This is a genomic window from Pseudomonas sp. PDM24, assembly GCF_019218905.1.
In the GTDB taxonomy this organism is placed as follows: domain Bacteria; phylum Pseudomonadota; class Gammaproteobacteria; order Pseudomonadales; family Pseudomonadaceae; genus Aquipseudomonas.
In genome coordinates this window covers 268,689-290,203 of the sequence record NZ_JAHUWR010000002.1, presented here as the reverse complement: position 1 = coordinate 290,203, position 21,515 = coordinate 268,689, and the positions used below count along the sequence as shown (strand labels likewise).

Below are 21,515 nucleotides of genomic sequence, written 5' to 3'. Positions count from 1 at the left end.
GGTTGCCTGAAATGTTTGTGATCGGCACATGCAAAAAAATGCCCCGCACTTGGCGGGGCATTTTTTTGTTCGACGGTTAAGTATTACAAACCGTCGAGCATCGCCTTGTTACGTACCGCACCCTTGTCGGCGCTGGTGGCCAACAGGGCATAGGCTTTGAGCGCCGTGGTCACTTTACGTGGGCGCACTTCCACCGGTTTCCAGCCTTTCTTGTCCTGCTCGACACGGCGCGCGGCCATTTCTTCATCGCTGATCAACAGGTTGATCGAGCGGTTCGGAATGTCGATCAGTACCTTGTCGCCATCCTGTACCAGACCGATCGCGCCGCCAGCAGCGGCTTCTGGCGAAGCGTGGCCGATGGACAGGCCCGAAGTGCCGCCAGAGAAGCGGCCGTCGGTGAGCAGGGCGCAGGCTTTGCCCAGGCCTTTGGATTTCAGGTAAGACGTCGGGTAGAGCATTTCCTGCATGCCCGGGCCGCCTTTCGGGCCTTCGTAACGGATGATCACGATGTCGCCGGCCTTCACCTCGTCGGCGAGGATGCCGCGTACGGCGCTGTCCTGGCTTTCGAAAATCTTCGCGTTGCCTTCGAAGACGTGGATCGACTCGTCGACGCCGGCGGTTTTCACCACGCAACCGTCCAGAGCGATGTTGCCGTACAGAACGGCCAGGCCGCCTTCTTTCGAGTAAGCATGTTCGACACTGCGGATACAGCCGTTTTCACGGTCGTCGTCCAGGGTTTCCCAACGGGTCGACTGGCTGAACGCGGTTTGCGTAGGGATGCCCGCCGGGCCGGCCTTGAAGAAGTGATGCACGGCTTCGTCGGTGGTCTGGGTGATGTCCCACTTGGCGATACCTTCGGCCATGGTCTTGCTGTGCACGGTCGGCAGGTCGGTGTGCAACAGACCGCCACGGGCCAGGGAGCCGAGGATGCTGAAGATCCCGCCGGCACGGTGCACGTCTTCCATGTGGTACTTCTGGATGTTCGGCGCGACTTTGCACAGTTGCGGCACATGGCGGGAGAGACGGTCGATGTCGCGCAGGTCGAAATCGATCTCGGCTTCCTGGGCCGCGGCCAGCAAGTGCAGGATGGTGTTGGTGGAACCGCCCATGGCGATGTCCAGGGTCATGGCGTTTTCGAACGCCTTGAAGTTGGCGATGTTGCGCGGCAACACCGACTCGTCGTTCTCGCCGTAGTAACGCTTGCACAGCTCGACAATGGTGCGGCCGGCCTGCAGGAACAGCTGTTCGCGGTCGCTGTGGGTGGCCAGGGTCGAACCGTTGCCCGGCAATGCCAGGCCCAGGGCTTCAACCAGGCAGTTCATCGAGTTGGCGGTGAACATGCCGGAGCACGAGCCGCACGTCGGGCAGGCGCTACGCTCGTACTCGGCGACTTTCTCGTCGGAGGCGCTGGAGTCGGCGGCGATCACCATGGCATCGACCAGGTCGAGACCGTGGCTGGCGAGTTTGGTCTTGCCGGCTTCCATCGGGCCACCGGACACGAAGATCACCGGGATGTTCAGGCGCAAAGAGGCCATCAACATGCCGGGGGTGATCTTGTCGCAGTTGGAAATGCAGACAATGGCGTCGGCGCAGTGGGCGTTGACCATGTACTCGACGGAGTCGGCGATGATCTCGCGGCTCGGCAGCGAATAGAGCATGCCGTCGTGGCCCATGGCGATGCCGTCGTCCACGGCGATAGTGTTGAATTCTTTGGCGACGCCGCCGGCCCGTTCGATTTCGCGAGCGACCAGTTGCCCCAGGTCCTTGAGGTGTACATGGCCCGGTACGAACTGGGTAAAGGAGTTGGCAATGGCGATGATCGGCTTCTTGAAGTCGTCATCTTTCATCCCCGTGGCGCGCCACAGTGCGCGGGCACCGGCCATGTTGCGGCCGTGGGTGGATGTTTTCGAGCGGTAATCAGGCATGAAGCACTCCGGGCGGCTAATCAGGTATCAAAAGGGGAAGTGAGCTTCTATTGACGTCTGGAACACTCAGAAATGGCCGTGTGTCCGGAAGTTGCCGATAACTTTGCGGGATCGCCGCGCGCTTCAGCTTGAGCTCATAAACCCGCCGGGGGATGAATGGCGATGAATCTCGCGATTCTACACCGCTGGCGTCAGGAGGGAATGCCGGAAAACGTTGATCCAGCGCCGATGAAGCATATGGGGTGACGATCGGCGGGGTTATTCGACGCTTGGACTGGCTCTTGGGCTTTTGGCTCGTTGATTGATACGACTGTTGAGCGCCAGCGCCACGCTGCTCAGGAGGACGAAGCTGTATCCAAGGGTGGATTGCAGGTTGGCCGGCCCCAAGCTGATGAGCGCACTGATCAACCCGCCGCAGATGAAAATCACCGTGCTGCCGGCCGACGCCGAGGTTCCCGCACTTTCAGGGAACAGGCTCATGGCTTTGGAGGTGGCGGCCGGTCGGGCAATGGTGGTGCCGGCGGTGCAGATGAGCATCGGTACCAGGACGGTGACCGAGGACAGTGCAACGTGGTTTGAAAGGTAAAGCATGATGAGACCGGACAGCAGGATCAGGCTCAACCCGCTGATGATCTGATGACGGGGACTGATGCGTTTGCACAGCACAATCGCAGCCATGCCGCCGACGATGTAGGCGCCGCCGTACACCAGCAGGATCAGCGAGTAGTCATAGGCCGATAACTGGAGTTGGTCCATGAAGATCAGCGGCGAAATAACGATGAATGAGAAATGGCAGGCGAAAGCAAAGCCTGAAATCAACCAGTAGGGCAGGAAGTCGGCATCACGCAGGACCCCACTGTAGGACTGGAGAATATTCGGCCGCGCGCGGGTTGCTGCCGGGCGGGTATTGTCGAGAAACAGCCAGGCTTTGAGCAGTACCACGCCGGCCAGTGCGGTAAACACCCAGAAGCTGCCCTGCCAGCCCAGCGTGGCTTGCAGGAATGTACCGGCCAACGGCGAGACCGAGATGAAAATGCCGGTGGCGGTGACCATCAGGATCCGCAACCGGTCACGTTCCTCACCCTCGAACAGATCCTGAATCAGTGCTTGTGACAGCACGAAACACCCGCAGCCGAGCGCCTGAATGACACGCAGCAGCAGGAAATGGACATAGTCCGTGGTCAGTACGCAACCCACCGCCCCCAGCATCGAAACGGTGATTCCGGCGAGCAACAACCTTTTGCGTCCGATCACATCCGACAGCGGCCCGATCAGCAGTTGAGAGGCGGCGATGCCGACGGCAAACAGACTGATCGACAGCGCAATGTCGGCGGGCGTGCTGCGAAAGTGTTCGGTAAGTGCAGGGAATGAGGGAAGCAGGACATCCAGCGGGAATACGCCAAGCAGCACCATCGCCAATAACAGGCTGACTGCCCCCCGACGCTGTCTGGCGGTTGCCGCAGAATGTCCTTCATTCATCGATAAGTCCTGCCTTCATGAACAACTGCTGGTTGTAGGGCAGGGCGAAGAAACCGGCCTTTTTCAAAGCATCAAGCGTCGCGCCACTGCCGGATCGCGCACGCTGAAGGGTGGCTTGGCGGCTGGTCAGTTCTCCGAGAATCTGTGTGACGGCGGTCTCGTCGATACCCGCGCTGTGCAGGCTTTCCCGCATCCATCGCTCATCGGCCTCGAAGAAAATCCGGACGATGTCCAGCAGCAGCCGGCTGGCGAACGTGCGTTGACGGCTGTTCAGGGTCAACCACAGGTAATGGAACACTTCAGAGAAATAGCGGCTGTGAAGCGCCTCGTCCGAGAGATGGTCCCTGAGCATTGCCTGGACGCTGGACACCAGGTCGTTACGGCAGATGTCGAGCAGATCCTTGGCAATGATCGTCTCCGACACGAACCCGACGAGAAACCAGGCCAGTGCCCTGTTTTTTTCAGGTGTGCGGTCGAGCAAGGTGTTCAACCGCGTGATGCGGTGAGGCATGACCGGGCGCGGACTGATCCCGTAAACCCCGGCAACCTGCTCGGCAAGGCTGTTGGAGAACAGTGCGTGATAACCCTCGTCGGTATAAAGCTGAAGTGCGGCGGTCTTCATCCGCGGGGGGACGCAGGCCTTCAGTTCACCGTGGATGATGGTTTCCACGGATCGGTTGACGATGCGGTGTTCTAGCAAGGTGGTGTAGTCGAGGAAATACACCAGATGATTGGCCGACAGCCGATGGATGACGGTTTGGCCCAGCGCTTCGATAGCCGGGTGCTTCAGGTACGCGAGGAAAGCCGGAGGAAACCAGTGGCGTGTTTCCAATTGTTGTTCCAGGTCTGGCGGCAATAGATAGTCGTGCTCGCTGGTTCGCACCGACGCTCGGGTATTCCAGTCGCCGAGGGTGAAACGCTGCGCCCAGGAAACCGGACGCTCCGACGGCTCAATGATGGCATTCATTGCGCCAGCTCCTGGCTGCTGAGCAACGCCTTCAATTCCTCGCACATCACCTGGCCGTCGCTTTTGCCGCAGCCGACAAAAAACAACGGTTGCTCCGCACTGTCCTCAAGCCCCAGTAAAGCCTCGACCTGATCATCTGCCAGCGCGCCCGTCAGCCAGGTGTTCAGTCCCAGCGCAGTGGCCACCAGCTGGAATGTCTGGGAAATGTGCCCCGCCTCCACGAAGGCCATTCGGTAGGCTCGCGAGTGTTCATACTTCCACCACAACTTGTCGAAGCGAGCGGTAATGAACAGACCCACCGGCAGGTTATTGATGAAATGTTGGCCACACAGCAACTGTCCCAGTGGCGAGTCAGGTGCCGGGTTGACGAAACTCAGTGCATGGTCGACGGGATGATAGGCGTAGAGCCCGGGTTCAAGGCCGCTGACGTTTTGTACATGAAGAAAGCCTTCGCAGGCATTCAGCCCACCACCGGAGGGGCTGCTGCGACGGGCATCGAGACCTTCGACGAGGCAGTCGTCGACGTCATTTTCGCGCTCATGCAAGTAGCCCAGGGACAGGTAAAGCAGTGTGCCAAGATCTTCCAGTGAAACCGCTGCATCCGTGAAAGTGCGGCAGGTTTTGCGGCCGATCAGGACGTTTGCAAGCGAGCCTTGCGGCAGGCAGGAGGGTTTTGGCAGGGCAATCAGCTCGCGTGCCTGACGTTCTGTGAACCTGGTGTCCGGCGCGGGTGCGGTCAGTACTTCGGTGCAATGGTCCAGATAGTGCCTCGACCATTCATGAATGTTCTGCGGGACATGTTCGCAGGGAATGTTCTTGGTGCCGATATGAAATATCTTCGACAGTTCATCCCAACCCCATTCAATAGTGTCTTGTATTGAATGGGTCAATATTCCGGAGTTCAGAAGTTGAGTGTCTACTCTGTTGCTGTCGTCATACAGTTTGGGGTTGCTGATAAGTTGTGCAAGTCGGGTTGAATATTCCAGGTTAAGTTCAAATTGTTTATGGTTTTTGTAATCCCAGACTATTTGGCCGGGCGTGCGCGGAAGTATGAACAAGTATGGGTTTATCTGCATGATGGACGGTTCGCTCTGGACATGGCTATAGAAAACGCTGGGTAGCCGGCACTCCCCAGCGCTTCATTTACTTAGCGGTTTTTTGGCGCAACCAGGAAAGCCAGGTTGGCGATTTTGTTTGCTTCCAGAGTAATTGCTTTCATGTTTTTGACTCCTTGTCATTGATAGTGAGTGTCACTTCGCGGTGACAACTCAATCATAGGCGGTAATGAGCCCTTATCAAGGGGATATTAAGTAGGAATATTCTAGTAATTTTGTCGGAGCGATCTGGCGGTAGGCGCAAGTTTGTAAGTTATATTCTTTTAAATAAAGGATGCAGGGAAACGTCCTGCAAGTCAGTAGGACCGCAAGAGTAAGAAGAAGAGACAGAGGTTTGGATGTCGTGGCGTTGAAACGGCTGACGGAGAGCCTGTTGGCTCCCCGTCAAACCAGCGTACTCAGCTGTTTGGCAGCAGACGGCAGGTGATGCTCTTGATGTAGCGAGTCTCGGCAATCGCTGGGTGTACCGGGTGATCCGGGCCCTGACCGCCGCGCTCCAGCATCTGGATGTTGCGGTCCAGGTGACGGGCGCTGGTCAACAGAATGTTCTGCAGATCGTCTTCCGGCAGGTGCATCGAGCACGAAGCGCTGACCAGGATGCCGTCCTTGCTAAGCAGGCGCATGGCTTGCTCATTCAGGCGGCGGTAGGCGCCTTCACCGTTTTTCATGTCTTTCTTGCGTTTGATGAAGGCAGGAGGGTCGGCCACGATGACGTCGAAACGCTCTTCGCTGGCTTTCAGTTCCTTCAGGGCTTCGAACACGTCGCCTTCGATGCAGGTCATTTTTTCGGCGACGCCGTTCAGTGCGGCATTGCGCTCGACGCCGTCGAGGGCGAAGGCCGAAGCATCGACGCAGAACACTTCACTGGCGCCGAACGCCGCCGCTTGCACGCCCCAGCCGCCGATGTAGCTGTACAGGTCGAGTACGCGCTTGCCTTTGGCATAAGGGGCCAGGCGCGCGCGGTTCATGCGGTGGTCGTAGAACCAGCCGGTTTTCTGTCCCTGGATGACTGGCGCTTCGAATTTCACGCCGTTCTCTTCCAGAGCAACCCATTCCGGCACCAGGCCGAATACGGTTTCGACGTAGCGGTTGAGGCCTTCGGCATCACGGGCAGCGGAGTCGTTCTTGAACAGAATGCCGCTTGGCTTGAGCACTTGGGTCAATGCCGCGATCACGTCATCTTTGTGAGCTTCCATGGTCGCCGAGGCGATCTGGACGACCAGGATGTCGCCAAAACGGTCGACCACCAGGCCTGGCAGCAGGTCGGAGTCGCCGTAGACCAGGCGATAGAACGGCTTGTCGAACAGGCGATCGCGCAGGGACAGGGCAACGTTCAGGCGATGCACCAGCAGCGACTTGTCCAGCGGTAACTTGATGTCACGCGACAGCAGGCGGGCGCAGATCAGGTTGTTCGGGCTCATGGCAACGATGCCCAGCGGCTTGCCGCTGGCGGCTTCGAGGATCGCCTGGTCGCCGGCCTTGAAACCGTGCAAAGGCGTAGCGGCTACATCGATTTCGTTGCTGTACACCCACAGGTGGCCGTTTCGCAGGCGACGGTCGGCGTTGGCTTTAAGGCGCAGGCTAGGCAGGGACATGACGTCGCTCCGGAAAAAAGAGCGGGAGTATAGCGTGTTGAGGGAGTGGCGGGTTTGGTGGTCGATGAAACGCGGATGAGGGCCGTCAGTAAGGTGCTGAACCTGTGGGAGCGGGCTTGCTCGCGAAGGCGGGGTGCCAGGCAGCATTAATGTCGACTGACACGCCGCTTTCGCGAGCAAGCCCGCTCCCACATGAATGCGCTTGACTGACTGTCGGATCCATCTTCTTAAGGGTTAGAATCCCCGCCTGACCCGGAGTGTGTACTTATGTCCCAAGAGTTGACGACCGAACAGATTCAACAGTCCTTGCAAGGCATCAGTGTGCCGCCCCAGCCGCAGATCATGGTGGATCTGCAGATGGAGCAGTACATGCCCGACCCGGATCTGGAAGTGATCGCGAAGCTGATCTCTCAGGACCCAGGCCTTTCCGGTGCCTTGCTGAAAATCGTCAATTCGCCGTACTACGGCTTGAGTAACAAGATCACCGCGATCCAGCGGGCAGTGAATCTGTTGGGCAGCCGCTCGATCATCAACCTGATCAATGCGCAGTCAATCAAGGGCGAGCTGAACGACGATGCCATCGTCACCCTCAACCGTTTCTGGGACACGGCGCAGGACGTGGCGATGACGTGCCTGACCCTGGCCAAGCGTGTCGGTGTTCAGGCCGGTGATGAAGCCTACGCGCTGGGCCTGTTCCACGATTGCGGCATCCCGTTGATGATCAAGAAATTCCCCGACTACATGAAAGTGCTGGAACAGGCCTATGCCAATGCCAGCGCCGAATGCCGGGTGGTGGATACCGAAAACAAGCAATACAACACCAACCATGCCGTGGTCGGGTATTACACCGCCAAGTCCTGGCGCCTGCCGGAACATGTCACCCAGGCCATTGCCAACCACCACAACGCCCTGGCCATTTTCAGCGATGAATCGTCACGCAACACGCCGCTGAAAAACTTGCTGGCGATCCTGAAGATGGCCGAACACATTTGCGCCTCCTTCCGGGTGCTGGGCAACCAGTCCGAAGACCATGAATGGAACAGTGTCGGGCCCCTTGTGCTCGATTACATCGGCCTATCGGAATACGATTTCGAAACCCAGAAACAAGAAATTCGCGACCTCGCCACACGTTGAGTGTCGAACCTCGCCTGATTCGAGAGCCCCATGCCTGAACTGCCGGAAGTCGAAACCACCCGCCGCGGGATTGCACCGCACCTGGAAGGCCAGCGCGTCAGCCGGGTGATCGTGCGTGAGCGCCGTCTGCGCTGGCCGATCCCCGAAGACCTGGATGTGCGGCTGTCCGGTCAGCGCATCGTGCTGGTGGAACGGCGCGCCAAATACCTGCTGATCAACGCCGAAGTCGGCACGCTGATCAGTCATTTGGGGATGTCGGGCAATCTGCGGCTGGTGGAAGTCGGCCTGCCGGCGGCCAAGCATGAGCATGTGGACATTGAACTGGAATCGGGCCTGGCCCTGCGCTACACCGACCCGCGACGGTTTGGCGCGATGCTCTGGAGTCTCGACCCGCTCAACCATGAACTGCTGATTCGCCTCGGGCCGGAGCCGTTGACCGACCTGTTTGACGGCGAACGGCTGTTCCAGCAATCCCGCGGGCGTTCCATGGCGGTCAAACCGTTCATCATGGACAACGCGGTGGTGGTCGGCGTCGGCAATATCTACGCGACAGAAGCATTGTTTGCGGCGGGCATCGACCCGCGCCGTGAAGCCAAGAGCATTTCCCGGGCGCGCTATTTGAAGCTGGCGATCGAGATCAAGCGCATCCTTGCCCTCGCCATCGAGCGCGGGGGCACCACGTTGCGGGACTTTATCGGTGGCGACGGTCAACCGGGTTACTTTCAACAGGAACTGTTCGTGTACGGCCGTGGTGGTGAACACTGCAAGGTCTGTGGCACAGGGCTGCGGGAAGTCAAGCTTGGGCAGCGCGCCAGCGTCTTTTGTCCGCGCTGTCAGAGCTGATACCGGCTACGGTCTATAGTCAGTGTTCTCACTGCCTAGCCGAAGGACCGTGCCATGAATCCGTTTCGAACCCTTGTTGTTGCGCTGCTGCTGAGCGTCGGTGCGTCCGCGCTGGCGGCTGAGAACGGCAGCGGCGATCCGCGTTACACCATCCAGAACCCACCGGCCTACGCCATGCTTGGCGATTTACTGATTGCCCGACCGTTATTGGTGGCGGCGACGGTGATCGGTGCCGGGGCGTTTGTGCTGTCGTTGCCGTTTACCGCCCTGGGCGGCGGCATTGGCGATGCGGGACAGGCGTTAGTGGTCGATCCGGCGAAAGCCGCATTTGTGCGGTGTTTGGGGTGTATCGGGGAAGGGTTTGAGCTGCGGGAGTGAAGCTCTAAAAGCTTCGCGGGCAAGCCTCGCTCCTACAGAACTCCGTCGTTCATGAATTTCGAGGACGACGGAGTTCTGTAGGAGCGAGGCTTGCCCGCGAAGGCGCCCTGACAGGCGCCGGATGACTCAAGCCTTACCGGTAATCTTCCGGTACTTCTCCATCAACTGTTCTTCAGTCTCTGGATGAGCCTCGTCCAGCGGGATGCAATCCACCGGGCAGACCTGCTGGCACTGCGGTTCGTCGTAGTGGCCGACACATTGCGTGCACAGGTTCGGGTCGATCACGTAGATCTCTTCGCCCTGGGAGATGGCGGCGTTCGGGCACTCGGGTTCGCAGACGTCGCAGTTGATGCAATCGTCGGTGATGATCAGGGACATGCTAACTCCAGCCGGGGCGGCAGGCCCGGGCGCAATAAATCAATGCGCACAATTGTGCCGCATTGGCGCCCGCAGTGCACGCGGGCGCGATCAAGTGCAGCGATCGAAGATTGCGGTAGAGATCGCAGCCTTCGGCAGCTCCTACTTTTTAAAGCGTAGGGTGAGGGCGTCGGCCACCGCCGGGTGGACGAACTTGGTGATATCGCCGCCCAAGGCTGCGATTTCACGCACCAGCGTCGAGGAAATGTACGAATAACGCTCGGACGGGGTAAGAAACAGGCTTTCCACATCCGGCGCCAGTTGGCGGTTCATGTTGGCCAGCTGGAATTCATATTCGAAGTCCGATACCGCGCGCAAACCACGCAGGAATACGTTGGCGTTCTTCTCTTTGGCGAAATGCGCGAGCAGCGTCGAGAAGCCGACGACTTCAACGTTCGGCAAATGCTTGGTGACCTCGCGGGCCAGCTCCACACGTTGTTCCAGGGGAAACAGCGGGTTTTTTTTCGGGCTGGCGGCGACGGCGATGATCACGTGATCGAACAGGCGCGAGGCGCGTTCGACCAGATCGCCATGGCCCTTGGTAATAGGGTCGAAGGTACCTGGGTACAACACTCGGTTCATCGCGTCGTCCTGGCGGGAGTCCGTTGGGGAGTCGGATGGTATCGCAGCCTTCCCGGTCGGCCAAGTCGCCTGTTGGGTAAGAAAGCACTATAGACGATGGGAATATTCCGCGTTTTCATGGGTTTTTCAAACGTTCGGCCAGCGAAGTCGCCAATTGTGCCGTCAGTCCGTAGACCGACAATTGGGGGTTTGCCCCAATGCTGGTGGGGAAAAGCGAGCCGTCATGAATCGACAGATTGGCGAGTTGGTGATGTTGGCCGAGGCTGTCGGTCACGGCATTTTTCGGGTCTTCACCCATGGCACAACCGCCCATCACATGGGCACTGCCCAGACGCGTGCGATACAACTCAAGGCTCAGGTCATCAATCAGTGTGCGTGCTTCGGCCAGGGTTTTCACGTAGCGCGCGTCGGCGTGCATCGGCATCACGGCGTTGGCGCCACCGGCGAACTGGATCTCGGCCATGCTGTGGAAAGCCCGGCGCAACCCGTCCCAGGCGTAGGGTGAAACCTGATAGTCGAGCACCGGTGTGCCGTCACCGCGCAATTCAACGCTGCCGCCAGGGCTTTCCGGGTGAAAACCATCTCGCAGCAACGCCAGCATGGCGTGGGTGTGCGGCAGGTTTGCCATATGCCGGGCGCTTTCCGTGCCGAAGCCGCCCAGCAGGGTGCTGGCCAGTGCCGGGTGCAATGGTGGGACTTCCAGTTTGTAAGACATCTTGCCGGTGGTGCCATCCTGCCACTGGAAATGGTCGGAATAGATCGACTGCGGCGCGCCGTAAAATGGGTTGATCACCTCATCAAACAGCCCGGCGGACATGTTTACCAGGTGTAGGAACGTCCGTTTACCCAGCCGCTCGTGAGGATCCGGCGCTTCGGAGCGCAATAGCAGCGCCGGGCTGTTGATCCCGCCGCCGGCCAGTACGTAATGCCGCGCCTTGACCGTAATCGTGCGTCCGGTGGGCGCAACGCAACGCTCATCCATTGCCACGCATTGCAGCCCCGTAACCCTGCCGTCTTTGAGCGACAGCTTTTCTGCGCGGGCCAGATAGAGCAGCTCGCCACCTTTTTCCAGGGTCGCCGGGATGGTCGTGACCAGCATCGATTGCTTGGCGTTGGTCGGGCAACCCATGCCGCAGTAGCCGATGTTCCAGCAGCCGCGCACGTTGCGCGGAATCACATGCCAGGCGTAGCCGAGTTTTTCGCAGCCCTTGCGGATGACGTCGTTGTTGGCGTTGGGCGGCACCATCCATGGCGCGACACCCAGGCGTTGTTCCATTTTCTCGAACCAGGGCGCCATCTCGGCAGGTGTGTGGCCTTTGACGTCGTGCTCTTTGGCCCAGTGTTCCAGCGTCGGGTCCGGGGTGCGAAAGCTCGAGGTCCAGTTGACCAGCGTGGTGCCGCCCACCGCCCGACCCTGGAGGATGGTGATCGCGCCGTCCTTGCTCATGCGCCCGATGCCTTCCTGATAGAGGCTGGTGTAGGCCTGGTCTTCGAGCATCTTGAAGTCGCTGCTGGTCTTGAGCGGGCCTTCTTCGATCAGCAACACCTTGTAGCCGGCGGCGCTGAGGATTTCGGCGGTGGTCCCGCCGCCGGCACCGCTGCCGATGATTGCCACGTCCGCTTCGAGGGTCAGGTCCTCGGTCAGTTGGGCGCCGTTGTAGGTTTTCCAGCCACGGGCCAGGCCTTCGCGGAACGGATCGGGTACGGGCATGTTTGGGTTCTCTTATTATTTTGGATTCTGTGGTGAGGCGGCTGACGTCTTCGCGGGCAAGCCTCGCTCCTACAGGTTTGCCCACCCATTTGTGAACGACTCAAACCCTGTAGGAGCGAGGCTTGCCCGCGAAGGCGTCGCCACGATTTCAAACGGTGGGCGGCCCCGGATACCCGCAATGCGCCCACGACTCCGCCCGGCTGTACCACGCCATCATCACCATTTGCAGCAACGAGCTGTGGCCCATGCGCAGCAGGCTCAATGAGCTGTTTTGCCAACGGTCGAGAAAGTGCCGGATCTGTTCGCTGCTGGCGTTTTCCCAACTGCCCCAGATTCCGGTCAATGGGCCGCGAGTAATGCTCATCCCCAATACATCGAACAATTGCCGGGTCAGTTTGAGCATTTCCGGCGACAGGTGATTCAGGCCGTTATCCAGGCTGTACAAGGTCTCGGCGACGGCGGTCGGCATTTTTTCGACGGCCACGGCGCCCTCGAGCATCACCGGAATCACTGCTCGCAGAAACAGCAGGTCGCCGCTGCGCAGAATCGCGAAACCACTGGCCGGCGTATTCGACGAGCAGCCGCTGAGGCTCGCGCCTAATCCGGCCGTGGCCAGAAAAGCGCTGGCGCTGAGGCTGAATTTGAGCAGGCCACGCCGTGACAGCGCGGGTGTATCGGACAGGCTTGGGCTCATTGTTGTTATTACCCGGCGGTGAGGATGTTTAGCGGATAAACAGCTTCTGGATCAGTTTCTGAATGGACTTGCCGTAGGGCGGATAGATCAATTTCGCCGCATTGAAGCGTTGTTTGATCAGCACGCCTTTGGCCTTGCTGAAGGTCAGGAAGCCTTCGTGGCCGTGGTAGTGGCCCATGCCCGAGGCACCGATGCCGCCGAACGGCATGTCGTCCTGAGCAACGTGAAGCAAGGTGTCATTGAGGCAAACGCCGCCGGAATGGGTTTCGTGGAGGACGCGGTCTTGCTCGCGCTTGTCGTAGCCGAAGTAATACAGCGCCAGTGGTCGAGGCCGTTGGTTGATGTAGGCAAACGCTTCATCGAGATCCTTGTACGGCACGATTGGCAGCAACGGGCCGAAGATTTCGTCCTGCATCACTGTCATGTCGTCGCTGACATTGAGCAACAGGCTATGGCTCATGCGCCGGCCCTGGCCCTGATCGAACAGCGGAATGAGCAGCGCGCCCTTGCTGGTGGCGTCGCTGAGGTAGCCATTGAGCCGCGCCAGTTGCCGGTCGTTGATAATGGCGGTGTAGTCCGGGTTATCGGCCAGCGTCGGATAAAACCCGCGAACCGCCTGACGATAGGCTTCGACGAAAGAGCCGACGCGGTCTTCCGGCACCAGCACGTAGTCCGGGGCGACACAGGTTTGCCCGGCATTGAGGGTCTTGCCGAAAGCGATGCGTTCGGCGGCGTCCTTGAGCGGCACATCGCGGGAAACGATGGCCGGGGACTTGCCGCCCAGTTCGAGGGTCACCGGGGTCAGATTCTCGGCCGCCGCGCGCATCACGTGTTTGCCGATGCTGGTGGCGCCCGTGAACAGCAAGTGATCGAAACGCAACCGCGAGAACGCCACACCGATATCAGCCTCGCCCAGCACCACGCAGACCAGGTCCTGGGGAAAGATTCGGCCCAGCAACTCCTTGAGCAGCAAACCGGTGGCGGGGGTCGATTCGCTGAGTTTGAGCATCACCCGGTTGCCTGCCGCCAACGCACCCACCAGCGGCCCGATGGCCAGGTAAAGCGGGTAGTTCCACGGTACGATCACTCCGACCACGCCCAACGGCTGATAAACCACTTTGGCCGACGCTGGTTGAAAGGCGAGGCCGACTTTGCGTCGCGAGGCTTTCATCCAGCCTTTGAGGTGCCGGCTGGCGTAATGAATGCCGTGCAGGCTGGGCATCAGTTCGGCGAGCAGGGTTTCATCGGCGCTGCGGTGGCTGAAATCCTGGCTGATCGCATTGATCAGGGCCTGGCGCTCGTTGCTCAGCAGGTCCTTCAACGCCTTTAGCCATTGTTGGCGCTGAGCTGCGGGTGGCATCGGGTTGGCGGCATACGCCGCCCGTTGAGCATCGAACAGGGTTTGGAGTTCGTCCAGAGGCTGCTGCAGGTTCTTCAGGTAGGCAATGTCTGCAGGCATGGTCGGCTCCGGATTTATTGTAATGAGGAACTTTTTAGAGTCTATGCTCTAGAAAGTCAAATAGCACTTTGGTACAGCTTTGTTTTATCCATGCGCGGATAGGTCGTAAGATGCCCCTCATCGCACTCTGAATTAAAGCTCAAGCCATGGCCCCTCGGATCAAAACCAGCGAGCGCATCGTGCAGAACAGCCTGGAGCTGTTCAATCAACAGGGCGAGCGCAGTATCAGCACCAACCACATTGCTGCCCACATGGAAATTTCCCCGGGCAACCTGTACTACCACTTCCCCAACAAGCAGGCGATCATCGCCGTGTTGTTCAGTGAGTACGAAAACCTGGTGGACAGCTTCCTGCGCCCGCCCCAGGGCCGCGCAGCGACAGTCGAAGACAAGCGCTTCTACCTCAAGGAACTGCTCGCCGCCATGTGGCAATACCGCTTCCTGCATCGCGACCTCGAGCATTTGCTCGACAGCGATCCTGAGCTGGCTGCCCGTTACCGGCGTTTTTCCCAGCGCTGCCTGATCCAGGGCACACACATCTACGCGGGTTTCGTCGAGGCTGGCATTCTGTGCATGGACAAGGTTCAGATCGAATCCCTGACCCTCAATGCCTGGATCATCCTCACCTCGTGGGTGCGTTTTCTGTGCACGACGCGGGAAAATTCCAACCATCTGAGCGAACAGGCCATCAAACGAGGCGTGTATCAGGTGCTGGTGCTGGAGGCCGGGTTCGTCACCGATCAAGCTCACGATGCGGTGAATGCACTGTTCGAAGAGTTTTATGTGCCGCTGGCCCAGGCGCTGGAAGAAGTGGGATAAAGAGTGCAGTAGGATTCGAGACAGACAAAATCACAGGAGCCCGTTATGCCCATTGCGCAACTGATCAGCCCGCAAGCGTTGGACCTGAAAAAGGAGACGCCGGGGCTGGTGATTCTGGATTGTCGTTTTGCCCTCGAAGACCCTGATTACGGGCAGCGCAGCTACGCCGAAGGGCATATTGCCGGATCGAGCTTTGCCGATCTGGAGCGTGATTTGAGCGGGGCAGTGGTCAAGGGGGTTACCGGGCGTCATCCATTGCCTGAGCCCGCCGACTTGATCGAACGTTTTCAAGCCTGGGGCATCAACGCCGACAGCGAAGTGGTTTTGTACGATGACGGTCCCGGCGCTTACGCTGCGCGGGCGTGGTGGTTGCTGGCGTGGCTGGGTAAACGCGACGGTGTGTTCATTCTCGATGGCGGGCTGAAAGCCTGGCACGCCGCCGGATTGCCCCTGAGTCTTGATCCGCCGTCGGTTACCCGTGGCACCTTCACCGGGACGCCGGATGCTTCGTTGGTGCTCAGCGCCGAACAACTCCAGCAACGTCTCGGCCAGCCCGCGTTGACCTTGCTCGACGCCCGCGGCTTGCCGCGCTTCAAGGGTGAAGTGGAGCCGATCGATCCGGTTGCCGGACACATCCCCGGCGCACAATGTGCCGCGTTCACCGATAACCTGGGCAGCGACGGGCGTTTCCTGCCGGCCGAACAGCTCAAGCAGCGGTTTGCCGCGAAACTCGGTGATCGTTCACCGACAGAGCTGGTCGCGTATTGCGGTTCCGGCGTGACCGCCTGCCACAACCTGTTCGCCCTGTGCCTGGCGGGTTATCCGTTGGGGGCGTTGTATGCCGGCTCGTGGAGCGAGTGGATCAACGATCCTGCGCGAGGCGTTGCCAAGGGCGAGTAATCCCCCAGTCCATTGTGGGAGCGGGCTTGCTCGCGAAGGCGGCGTAACAGACGACATTAATATTGACTGACCCACCGCCTTCGCGAGCAAGCCCGCTCCCACATTTGGATTTTCGTCATCCATAACCAGGCAACTGCCGGGCGCTGCGATACGCCCCCGGTCCTACGCCGTAAACCTGTTTGAATTGCCGGCTCAGATGGCTCTGGTCGGCAAAACCCAGTTGCGTCGCGACTTCCAGTGGCAGGCAGCCGCGCTTTAACAGCGCCCGGGCCCGGGCGATACGCTGCTGTATCAACCAGGTGTGTGGCGGCATGCCGGTGGCCCTGCGGAATACTCGGGCGAAATGGAAGGGCGACAGGTTCACCGTCGTCGCCAGTTCTTCCAGCGAGGGCGGCGCCGCCAAGCGTGATTGCAGCAGCTCCTTCGCCAAGGTCACCGCCCGGTGTTCCTTGCCGGGTTTACCGGCAATTGGAACGGCTGCGTGACGTTGCAACAGCGACAGCATCATTTCCCGCCAAGCCGTTTGCTGCTGCAGCGCCGTGGACGGACTCTCCAGCAAACAATGCAGTTGGCAGAATCCCTTCACAAGATCCGGATCGCGATACAACGTGGCACCAAACGCCGGCAAGGTATCGGTCGGCAGTTCGAGCTCGTCCAGCAGTGAAAGAATCTGCCCACTGTCGGGATAAAACGCCCGGTACAACCAACCGTCTTCGGTGCCTTTGTGGCCGGTGTGCAGTTCATCCGGGTTGATCAGCACCAGGGTGCCGCTGCCCGCCAGATGCTCGGCACCTCGATAGCGATAACGCTGGGCGCCGGCCATGATCATGCCGATCACATAGCCGTCATGCACATGGGGGGCGAAGCGGTGTTCGATGTAGCGTGCGGACAACAGCTCGACCCCGGCCAACGGCGCCGTTTGCCAGAAGTGAATCGACTCGCCCTGATCCAGCCCCATGGGTTACTTGCGCCCTGTGGTGGCGAGCCATTGGGGAATGCGCCTTTCCAGGTAGTAACCCGGTTGCCGGAACGAGCCCTCGACGAAGCCGACATGCCCACCCTTGGCCTGCAACTCGAATTGAGTGCTGGCGGACAATTCGTCGGCATGCGGCAGGCTATGAGGAAAGACAAACGGGTCGTCGGCCGCCTGGATAATCAGGGTCGGTGTGCGAATCTCCCCAAGGAAATAACGACTCGAAGCGCGGCGATAGTAATCCGCGGCATCGGCGAAACCATTCAGCGGTGCGGTGACCCGGCCATCGAAATCCCAGAAGGTGCGCATATTCTCCAGCGAGCCCAGCGCCGCCAATGCCGCCAAGCCATCCTGATGCCCTTCATGCTGGAACCTGCGCTGCTTGTTCTTGATGTAGGCGACCATCTCCCGCATGAAATGCGCTTGATAGAATTTGGAAAACCCCTGGCTGATACGATCGGCACACTGATCGAGCCGAAACGGCACCGACACCGCCACCGCGCCGAGTACGCCGCTGTTGCTGCCGGTTTCGCCCAGATGCTTGAGTAAAACGTTGCCACCCATGGAATAACCGACCGCATACAGCGGTGCGAGAGGGCGCTGGGTTCGCAGGTGCTTGATGGTTTCGGCCAGGTCTTCGCTGGCCCCGGAATGGTAACTGCGCGGCAGCAGATTGGGTTCGCCGGAACAGCCTCGCCAGTTCAGCGCGACGCTGGCCCAACCCTGGGCGCCCAGCGCCTTCTGCACACCGGCCACGTAAGGTGAATTCGATGAGCCGGTCAGGCCGTGCAGCACCAGCACCAGTGGCACATTCGCGCTGTGGGGGCCATGCCAGTCCAGGTCAAGGAAGTCGCCGTCTTCGAGCCATAAGCGTTCGCGCTCGCGGTCCAGGTGTGTGGTTTTGCGCCATAGCGGTCCCCACAAGGTTTGTAAATGCGGATTGCCCAGGCCGTAGGCGGGGGTGAAACGTTCTGGCAGATGGGACACGATTGCTCTCGATGCAGCGGTGCTTACCCGCAGCGTTAACTGACTGAGCTTCGCACCGTTTTTACAGGCCGGACTAACCGGCGATCCCTGCCATACGTTGCCACAACGCGTAGTACACCCGTCCTGATTTTTGCTCCCGATGCAGGCGCCAATTTTCTGGCAAACCCAATATCGACGGTGCCGTTTCGCTTTCAGTGTAGACCCACGCATCGTCACTCAGCCACTGACGCTCTTCGAGCAAAGTGCAAACGGCCGGCAACAGATTCTGATTGAACGGTGGGTCGAGAAACACCAGATCGAACGCCGTGGCCGGTTGGGTTTCCAGATAGCGCAAGGCGTCGGCAGTCTGTACCTGACCGGTCGTGCAGCGCAGGGTGCCCAGATGTTCCTTGATGCTCGCTACCGCAATGTTGCTGGCATCCAGTGCCTGGCCCATTGCTGCGCCACGGGACAAAGCCTCGAGAAACAATGCGCCGCTACCGGCAAATGGATCGAGCACCTTGGCCCCGGCGACATAGGGCGCGAGCCAGTTGAACAGGGTTTCACGGACTCGGTCCGGCGTTGGACGCAAGCCTGGCGCATCGGGGAAGCTCAGCTTTCGGCTGCCCCATTCACCGCCGATGATGCGCAGTTGATTCACACCGTTATGCACGTTGTGAACAGGTTTCTTTGGACGCGATGGACGGGCCATTAATGCTCCGGAACCCCGAGCGGTTGCTCGGCAGGTTTGTCAGTAGGGGCCGGCAACGGCTTTTGTGGCACGGTCGGGCCAGCGCTGACGATGACCAGTTTGTCCGTGCTCAGGTGTTTGTTCAATGCGGTTTTGACTTGCTCGACGGTCAGGCTCTGGGACTGTTGCATGAAGTCTTCCAGGTAGCTCAGCGGCAAGTTGTAAAAACCCATGGCGCCGAGCTGCCCGACGATATCGGCGTTGCTGGCGGTGGACAGCGGGAAGCTGCCGGCCAGTTCACGCTTGGCATCGTCGAGTTCTTTCTCGGTGGGGCCGGTTTTAAGGTAGTCGGCGAGCACGTCCTGCACCAGTTTCAGCGTGCCTTCGCTCATCTCGGCGCGGGTTTGCAGGTTGATCATGAACGGGCCGCGAACCTGCATCGGGCTGAAACCCGAATACACGCCATAGGCCAGACCGCGCTTCTCGCGCACTTCGCTCATCAACCGGGTGCCGAAGCCACCGCCGCCAAGGATCTGATTGCCCAGGGACAATGCCGCGTAATCTGGATCGTCACGGTCAATGCCCAGTTGCGCGATCATCAGGTTGGTCTGCTTGGACGGAAACTCGATGTGGCCGATGCTGGGCTTGGGGTCGGTCGGTTGTTCGATTTTCGCCAGGGCCGGCCCTTTGGGCAGATCGGCGGACACTTGTGCGGCAACCGCCTCGGCCTCGGCGCGGGACAGGTCGCCCACCAGCGCGATCACCACGTTACCGGCGGCGTAGGCTTTCTGATGGAAGGCCCGCAACTGCGCCAGGGTAATCGGTGGAATGCTTTTCGCCGTGCCATCGCTGGAATGCGCGTACGGGTGATCGCCATACAAGCGGTTCATCAGCTCCAGGCTGGCGAGTTTGCCGGGGTTCTGTTTTTGGTATTCGAAGCCGGCCAGCATCTGGTTCTTGATGCGTGCAAAGGAATCGGCGGGGAGAGTCGGTTTGCCGACCACTTCAGCAAACAGCTTCAAGGCAGGCTCGCGTTTATCTGCGGCACTGAGGCTGCGTAGCGAGGCAATCGCCATGTCTTTATAGGCGCCGTTACCGAAATCGGCCCCCAGGCCTTCGAAGCCCTGGGCGATAGCGCTGACATCCTTGCCGGCCACACCTTCATTGAGCATGGCATTGGTCAGCAGTGCCAGGCCGGGAGCATCGCCGTCCTGGCTGCTGCCAGCGGCGAAGATCAGGCGCATGTCGAACATCGGCAGCTCACGGGCTTCGACGAACATTACCTTGGCGCCTTCGGCGGTGTTCCAGGTTTGCACGTTCAGCGAGCGATGGCTTGGGGCCTTGCCGTCGAGTTCTGCCAACGATTGCAGTTTCTTGCTGGCCTTGGCTTTGTCGAGGGCTTCGCTGGCGCTGGTTTCGTCAGACTTGGACAAATAGAAGGCGGCGGACCCGAGCAGTGCAATGACGATCAGGCCGATCAGGGCCAGGCGCGGTTTTTTACGCTCACTCATGAGTCGTCTCCTGTGGCAGTACATGGGCGACGCTGAGACGTGCGCGAGTGAAATACAGGTTGGCGGCCTTCTGGATGTCTTGCGGGGTCACGCTTTCCAGTTCGGCGAGTTCGGTGTCCATCAGTTTCCAGGACAGCCCGACAGTTTCCAGTTGGCCGATGGCGGTGGCCTGGCTGGTGATCGAGTCACGCTCGTAGACCAAGCCGGCAATGACCTGCGCTCGCACGCGCTCCAGCTCTTCAGTGGACGGCGCGGTGGTTTTCAGCTGTTCAAGCAGTTTCCACAGGCCGGCTTCCGCCTGGGCCATGGTTTTTTTCTTCTGGGTGTTCGGCGTGGCCGACAAAGTGAACAGGCTGTCGCCACGGGTATAGGCGTCGTAGCTCGACGAACCGCCGGACACCAGCTCTTCGCCGCGTTCCAGTTGCGTCGGGATCCGGCCGCTGTAGCCGCCGTCGAGCAGTGCGGAAATCAGGCGCAGAGCGTTCACCGAACGCTTGTCTTCAGCGGTAGCGATGCTCGGCACGTTGAAGGCCAGCATCAGGCTCGGCAATTGGGTCTGCACGTGCAGGGTGATCTTCCGTTCGCCGGGCTCTGCCAGTTCCAGCGGGATTTTCGCCGGTGGCACGTCACGCTTGGCGATCGGGCCGAAGTAGCGCTGGGCCAGGGTTTTGACTTCGTCCGGGGTCACGTCACCGACCACCACCAGGGTGGCGTTGTTCGGCACATACCAGGATTGATACCAGTGGCGCAGTTCTTCGACCTTCATGCGGTCGAGGTCCGCCATCCAGCCGATGGTCGGCGTGTGATAGCCGCTGGCGGGGTAGGCCATGGCCATGAAGCGTTCGTAGGCCTTGGACATCGGCTTGTCGTCGGTGCGCAGGCGGCGCTCTTCCTTGATCACCTCGATCTCGCGGGTGAACTCGTCGGCCGGCAGGCGCAGATTGGCCATGCGGTCGGCTTCCAGCTCGAAGGCCACGCCCAGGCGGTCACGGGCCAGTACTTGGTAATACGCGGTGAAGTCATCGCTGGTGAAGGCGTTCTCTTCGGCACCGAGGTCGCGCAGGATCAGCGAGGCTTCGCCGGGGCCGACTTTCTCGCTGCCCTTGAACATCATGTGTTCCAGCGCATGGGACAGCCCGGTCTGGCCTGGGGTCTCATAGCTTGAGCCGACCTTGTACCAGACCTGGGAAACGACGACTGGCGCACGATGGTCTTCGCGCACGACAACCTTCAGGCCGTTGTCGAGGGTGAATTCGTGGGTGGGTTGTGGATCGGCAGCCAGGGCTGAAAGTGGCAGACAAACTGTACTGAACAGCAGGCCTGCAGCGCGGCGGGCTAGAGCATTCATTCGTTTTTA

General features: G+C 59.9%; 20 protein-coding genes. 5 read left to right on the top strand and 15 right to left on the bottom strand.

Translation table 11 applies throughout. The annotated features are described in order from the left end of the window. Positions 1-83 precede the first annotated feature (83 nt). From ilvD to KW837_RS09170, 5 genes are all read right to left on the bottom strand, one after another. Positions 84-1,925: a dihydroxy-acid dehydratase gene (ilvD, locus tag KW837_RS09190; protein ID WP_218395322.1), complete on the bottom strand. Its 1,842-nt coding sequence runs from the start codon at positions 1,923-1,925 to the stop codon at positions 84-86. A gap of 258 nt (positions 1,926-2,183) precedes the next feature. Further along, the gene (locus tag KW837_RS09185) at positions 2,184-3,404 is read right to left on the bottom strand and encodes a multidrug effflux MFS transporter (RefSeq protein WP_218395321.1); all 1,221 of its coding nucleotides are present in this window, start codon (positions 3,402-3,404) and stop codon (positions 2,184-2,186) included. Beyond that, complete coding sequence (locus tag KW837_RS09180; RefSeq protein WP_218395320.1) at positions 3,397-4,371, bottom strand: diiron oxygenase; 975 nt, start codon at positions 4,369-4,371, stop codon at positions 3,397-3,399. Before KW837_RS09180 ends, KW837_RS09185 begins: the two co-directional genes overlap by 8 nt. Then, the gene (locus KW837_RS09175; RefSeq protein WP_218395319.1) at positions 4,368-5,447 is read right to left on the bottom strand and encodes a SagB family peptide dehydrogenase; all 1,080 of its coding nucleotides are present in this window, start codon (positions 5,445-5,447) and stop codon (positions 4,368-4,370) included. Before KW837_RS09175 ends, KW837_RS09180 begins: the two co-directional genes overlap by 4 nt. 437 nt (positions 5,448-5,884) lie before the next feature. Continuing rightward, positions 5,885-7,081, bottom strand: coding sequence for a class I SAM-dependent rRNA methyltransferase (locus KW837_RS09170; protein ID WP_007897847.1), 1,197 nt, complete (start codon positions 7,079-7,081; stop codon positions 5,885-5,887). A 321-nt stretch (positions 7,082-7,402) separates the two neighbouring features. On the opposite strand from KW837_RS09170, the gene KW837_RS09165 reads away from it, so the two are divergent. From KW837_RS09165 to KW837_RS09155, 3 genes are read left to right on the top strand one after another with little or no spacing between them, the layout of a single operon-like run. Next, the gene (locus tag KW837_RS09165) at positions 7,403-8,215 is read left to right on the top strand and encodes an HDOD domain-containing protein (protein ID WP_192345012.1); all 813 of its coding nucleotides are present in this window, start codon (positions 7,403-7,405) and stop codon (positions 8,213-8,215) included. Between the two features lie 30 nt (positions 8,216-8,245). After that, complete coding sequence (gene mutM, locus KW837_RS09160) at positions 8,246-9,058, top strand: bifunctional DNA-formamidopyrimidine glycosylase/DNA-(apurinic or apyrimidinic site) lyase (protein WP_008068069.1); 813 nt, start codon at positions 8,246-8,248, stop codon at positions 9,056-9,058. A gap of 54 nt (positions 9,059-9,112) precedes the next feature. Beyond that, a complete protein-coding gene (locus KW837_RS09155) occupies positions 9,113-9,436 on the top strand; it encodes a multidrug transporter (RefSeq protein ID WP_218395318.1) in 324 nt (107 codons plus the stop codon). Between the two features lie 126 nt (positions 9,437-9,562). Here the strand turns inward: KW837_RS09155 and KW837_RS09150 are convergent, their stop codons facing one another. The 5 genes from KW837_RS09150 to KW837_RS09130 all read right to left on the bottom strand — a co-directional run bounded on the left by KW837_RS09150 (position 9,563) and on the right by KW837_RS09130 (position 14,299). Further along, positions 9,563-9,814 (bottom strand): YfhL family 4Fe-4S dicluster ferredoxin, encoded by a 252-nt coding sequence (locus KW837_RS09150; protein WP_003195146.1) that lies wholly within the window; start codon positions 9,812-9,814, stop codon positions 9,563-9,565. A gap of 141 nt (positions 9,815-9,955) precedes the next feature. Beyond that, positions 9,956-10,435, bottom strand: coding sequence for a pantetheine-phosphate adenylyltransferase (coaD, locus tag KW837_RS09145; RefSeq protein WP_218395317.1), 480 nt, complete (start codon positions 10,433-10,435; stop codon positions 9,956-9,958). 115 nt (positions 10,436-10,550) lie between these two features. Then, positions 10,551-12,146 carry a GMC family oxidoreductase gene (locus tag KW837_RS09140; RefSeq protein WP_218395316.1) on the bottom strand — a complete coding sequence of 532 codons (1,596 nt, stop codon included), beginning with the start codon at positions 12,144-12,146 and terminating at the stop codon, positions 10,551-10,553. 148 nt (positions 12,147-12,294) lie between these two features. Then, positions 12,295-12,840 (bottom strand): twin-arginine translocation pathway signal protein, encoded by a 546-nt coding sequence (locus tag KW837_RS09135; RefSeq protein WP_218395315.1) that lies wholly within the window; start codon positions 12,838-12,840, stop codon positions 12,295-12,297. A gap of 28 nt (positions 12,841-12,868) precedes the next feature. After that, a complete protein-coding gene (locus KW837_RS09130; RefSeq protein ID WP_218395314.1) occupies positions 12,869-14,299 on the bottom strand; it encodes a coniferyl aldehyde dehydrogenase in 1,431 nt (476 codons plus the stop codon). Positions 14,300-14,445: 146 nt separating this feature from the next. Between KW837_RS09130 and KW837_RS09125 the strand changes: the two genes are divergently transcribed. Both KW837_RS09125 and KW837_RS09120 read left to right on the top strand, forming a co-directional pair. After that, positions 14,446-15,117, top strand: coding sequence for a TetR/AcrR family transcriptional regulator (locus tag KW837_RS09125; RefSeq protein WP_192344927.1), 672 nt, complete (start codon positions 14,446-14,448; stop codon positions 15,115-15,117). 45 nt (positions 15,118-15,162) lie between these two features. Next, positions 15,163-16,017 carry a sulfurtransferase gene (locus KW837_RS09120; protein ID WP_218395313.1) on the top strand — a complete coding sequence of 285 codons (855 nt, stop codon included), beginning with the start codon at positions 15,163-15,165 and terminating at the stop codon, positions 16,015-16,017. A 115-nt stretch (positions 16,018-16,132) separates the two neighbouring features. On the opposite strand, the gene KW837_RS09115 is transcribed toward KW837_RS09120, so the two are convergent. The 5 genes from KW837_RS09115 to KW837_RS09095 form a co-directional block, all read right to left on the bottom strand. Then, entirely contained in the window at positions 16,133-16,975 is an 843-nt protein-coding gene (locus KW837_RS09115) for an AraC family transcriptional regulator (protein ID WP_218395312.1), read from the bottom strand. A 3-nt stretch (positions 16,976-16,978) separates the two neighbouring features. Next, positions 16,979-17,977 carry a hydrolase gene (locus KW837_RS09110; protein ID WP_008068083.1) on the bottom strand — a complete coding sequence of 333 codons (999 nt, stop codon included), beginning with the start codon at positions 17,975-17,977 and terminating at the stop codon, positions 16,979-16,981. A 73-nt stretch (positions 17,978-18,050) separates the two neighbouring features. Next, a complete protein-coding gene (gene rsmD / locus KW837_RS09105) occupies positions 18,051-18,668 on the bottom strand; it encodes a 16S rRNA (guanine(966)-N(2))-methyltransferase RsmD (RefSeq protein WP_007897880.1) in 618 nt (205 codons plus the stop codon). Then, positions 18,668-20,158: a pitrilysin family protein gene (locus tag KW837_RS09100; protein ID WP_218395311.1), complete on the bottom strand. Its 1,491-nt coding sequence runs from the start codon at positions 20,156-20,158 to the stop codon at positions 18,668-18,670. The genes rsmD and KW837_RS09100 overlap by 1 nt, the downstream gene beginning before the upstream one ends. Beyond that, on the bottom strand, positions 20,151-21,506 hold the full coding sequence (locus KW837_RS09095; RefSeq protein WP_218395310.1) for a pitrilysin family protein: 1,356 nt from the start codon (positions 21,504-21,506) through the stop codon (positions 20,151-20,153). Before KW837_RS09095 ends, KW837_RS09100 begins: the two co-directional genes overlap by 8 nt. Positions 21,507-21,515: the final 9 nt, after the last annotated feature.

Excerpts from the sequence above, each read along its gene's own strand:
- ilvD (WP_218395322.1), bottom strand. The coding sequence starts at position 1,925 with ATGCCTGATTACCGCTCGAAAACATCCACCCACGGCCGCAACATGGCC.
- KW837_RS09185 (WP_218395321.1), bottom strand. The coding sequence starts at position 3,404 with ATGAATGAAGGACATTCTGCGGCAACCGCCAGACAGCGTCGGGGGGCA.
- KW837_RS09180 (WP_218395320.1), bottom strand. The coding sequence starts at position 4,371 with ATGAATGCCATCATTGAGCCGTCGGAGCGTCCGGTTTCCTGGGCGCAG.
- KW837_RS09175 (WP_218395319.1), bottom strand. The coding sequence starts at position 5,447 with ATGCAGATAAACCCATACTTGTTCATACTTCCGCGCACGCCCGGCCAA.
- KW837_RS09170 (WP_007897847.1), bottom strand. The coding sequence starts at position 7,081 with ATGTCCCTGCCTAGCCTGCGCCTTAAAGCCAACGCCGACCGTCGCCTG.
- mutM (WP_008068069.1), top strand. The coding sequence starts at position 8,246 with ATGCCTGAACTGCCGGAAGTCGAAACCACCCGCCGCGGGATTGCACCG.
- KW837_RS09155 (WP_218395318.1), top strand. The coding sequence starts at position 9,113 with ATGAATCCGTTTCGAACCCTTGTTGTTGCGCTGCTGCTGAGCGTCGGT.
- KW837_RS09150 (WP_003195146.1), bottom strand. The coding sequence starts at position 9,814 with ATGTCCCTGATCATCACCGACGATTGCATCAACTGCGACGTCTGCGAA.
- coaD (WP_218395317.1), bottom strand. The coding sequence starts at position 10,435 with ATGAACCGAGTGTTGTACCCAGGTACCTTCGACCCTATTACCAAGGGC.
- KW837_RS09140 (WP_218395316.1), bottom strand. The coding sequence starts at position 12,146 with ATGCCCGTACCCGATCCGTTCCGCGAAGGCCTGGCCCGTGGCTGGAAA.
- KW837_RS09135 (WP_218395315.1), bottom strand. The coding sequence starts at position 12,840 with ATGAGCCCAAGCCTGTCCGATACACCCGCGCTGTCACGGCGTGGCCTG.
- KW837_RS09130 (WP_218395314.1), bottom strand. The coding sequence starts at position 14,299 with ATGCCTGCAGACATTGCCTACCTGAAGAACCTGCAGCAGCCTCTGGAC.
- KW837_RS09125 (WP_192344927.1), top strand. The coding sequence starts at position 14,446 with ATGGCCCCTCGGATCAAAACCAGCGAGCGCATCGTGCAGAACAGCCTG.
- KW837_RS09120 (WP_218395313.1), top strand. The coding sequence starts at position 15,163 with ATGCCCATTGCGCAACTGATCAGCCCGCAAGCGTTGGACCTGAAAAAG.
- KW837_RS09115 (WP_218395312.1), bottom strand. The coding sequence starts at position 16,975 with ATGGGGCTGGATCAGGGCGAGTCGATTCACTTCTGGCAAACGGCGCCG.
- rsmD (WP_007897880.1), bottom strand. The coding sequence starts at position 18,668 with ATGGCCCGTCCATCGCGTCCAAAGAAACCTGTTCACAACGTGCATAAC.
- KW837_RS09100 (WP_218395311.1), bottom strand. The coding sequence starts at position 20,158 with ATGAGTGAGCGTAAAAAACCGCGCCTGGCCCTGATCGGCCTGATCGTC.
- KW837_RS09095 (WP_218395310.1), bottom strand. The coding sequence starts at position 21,506 with ATGAATGCTCTAGCCCGCCGCGCTGCAGGCCTGCTGTTCAGTACAGTT.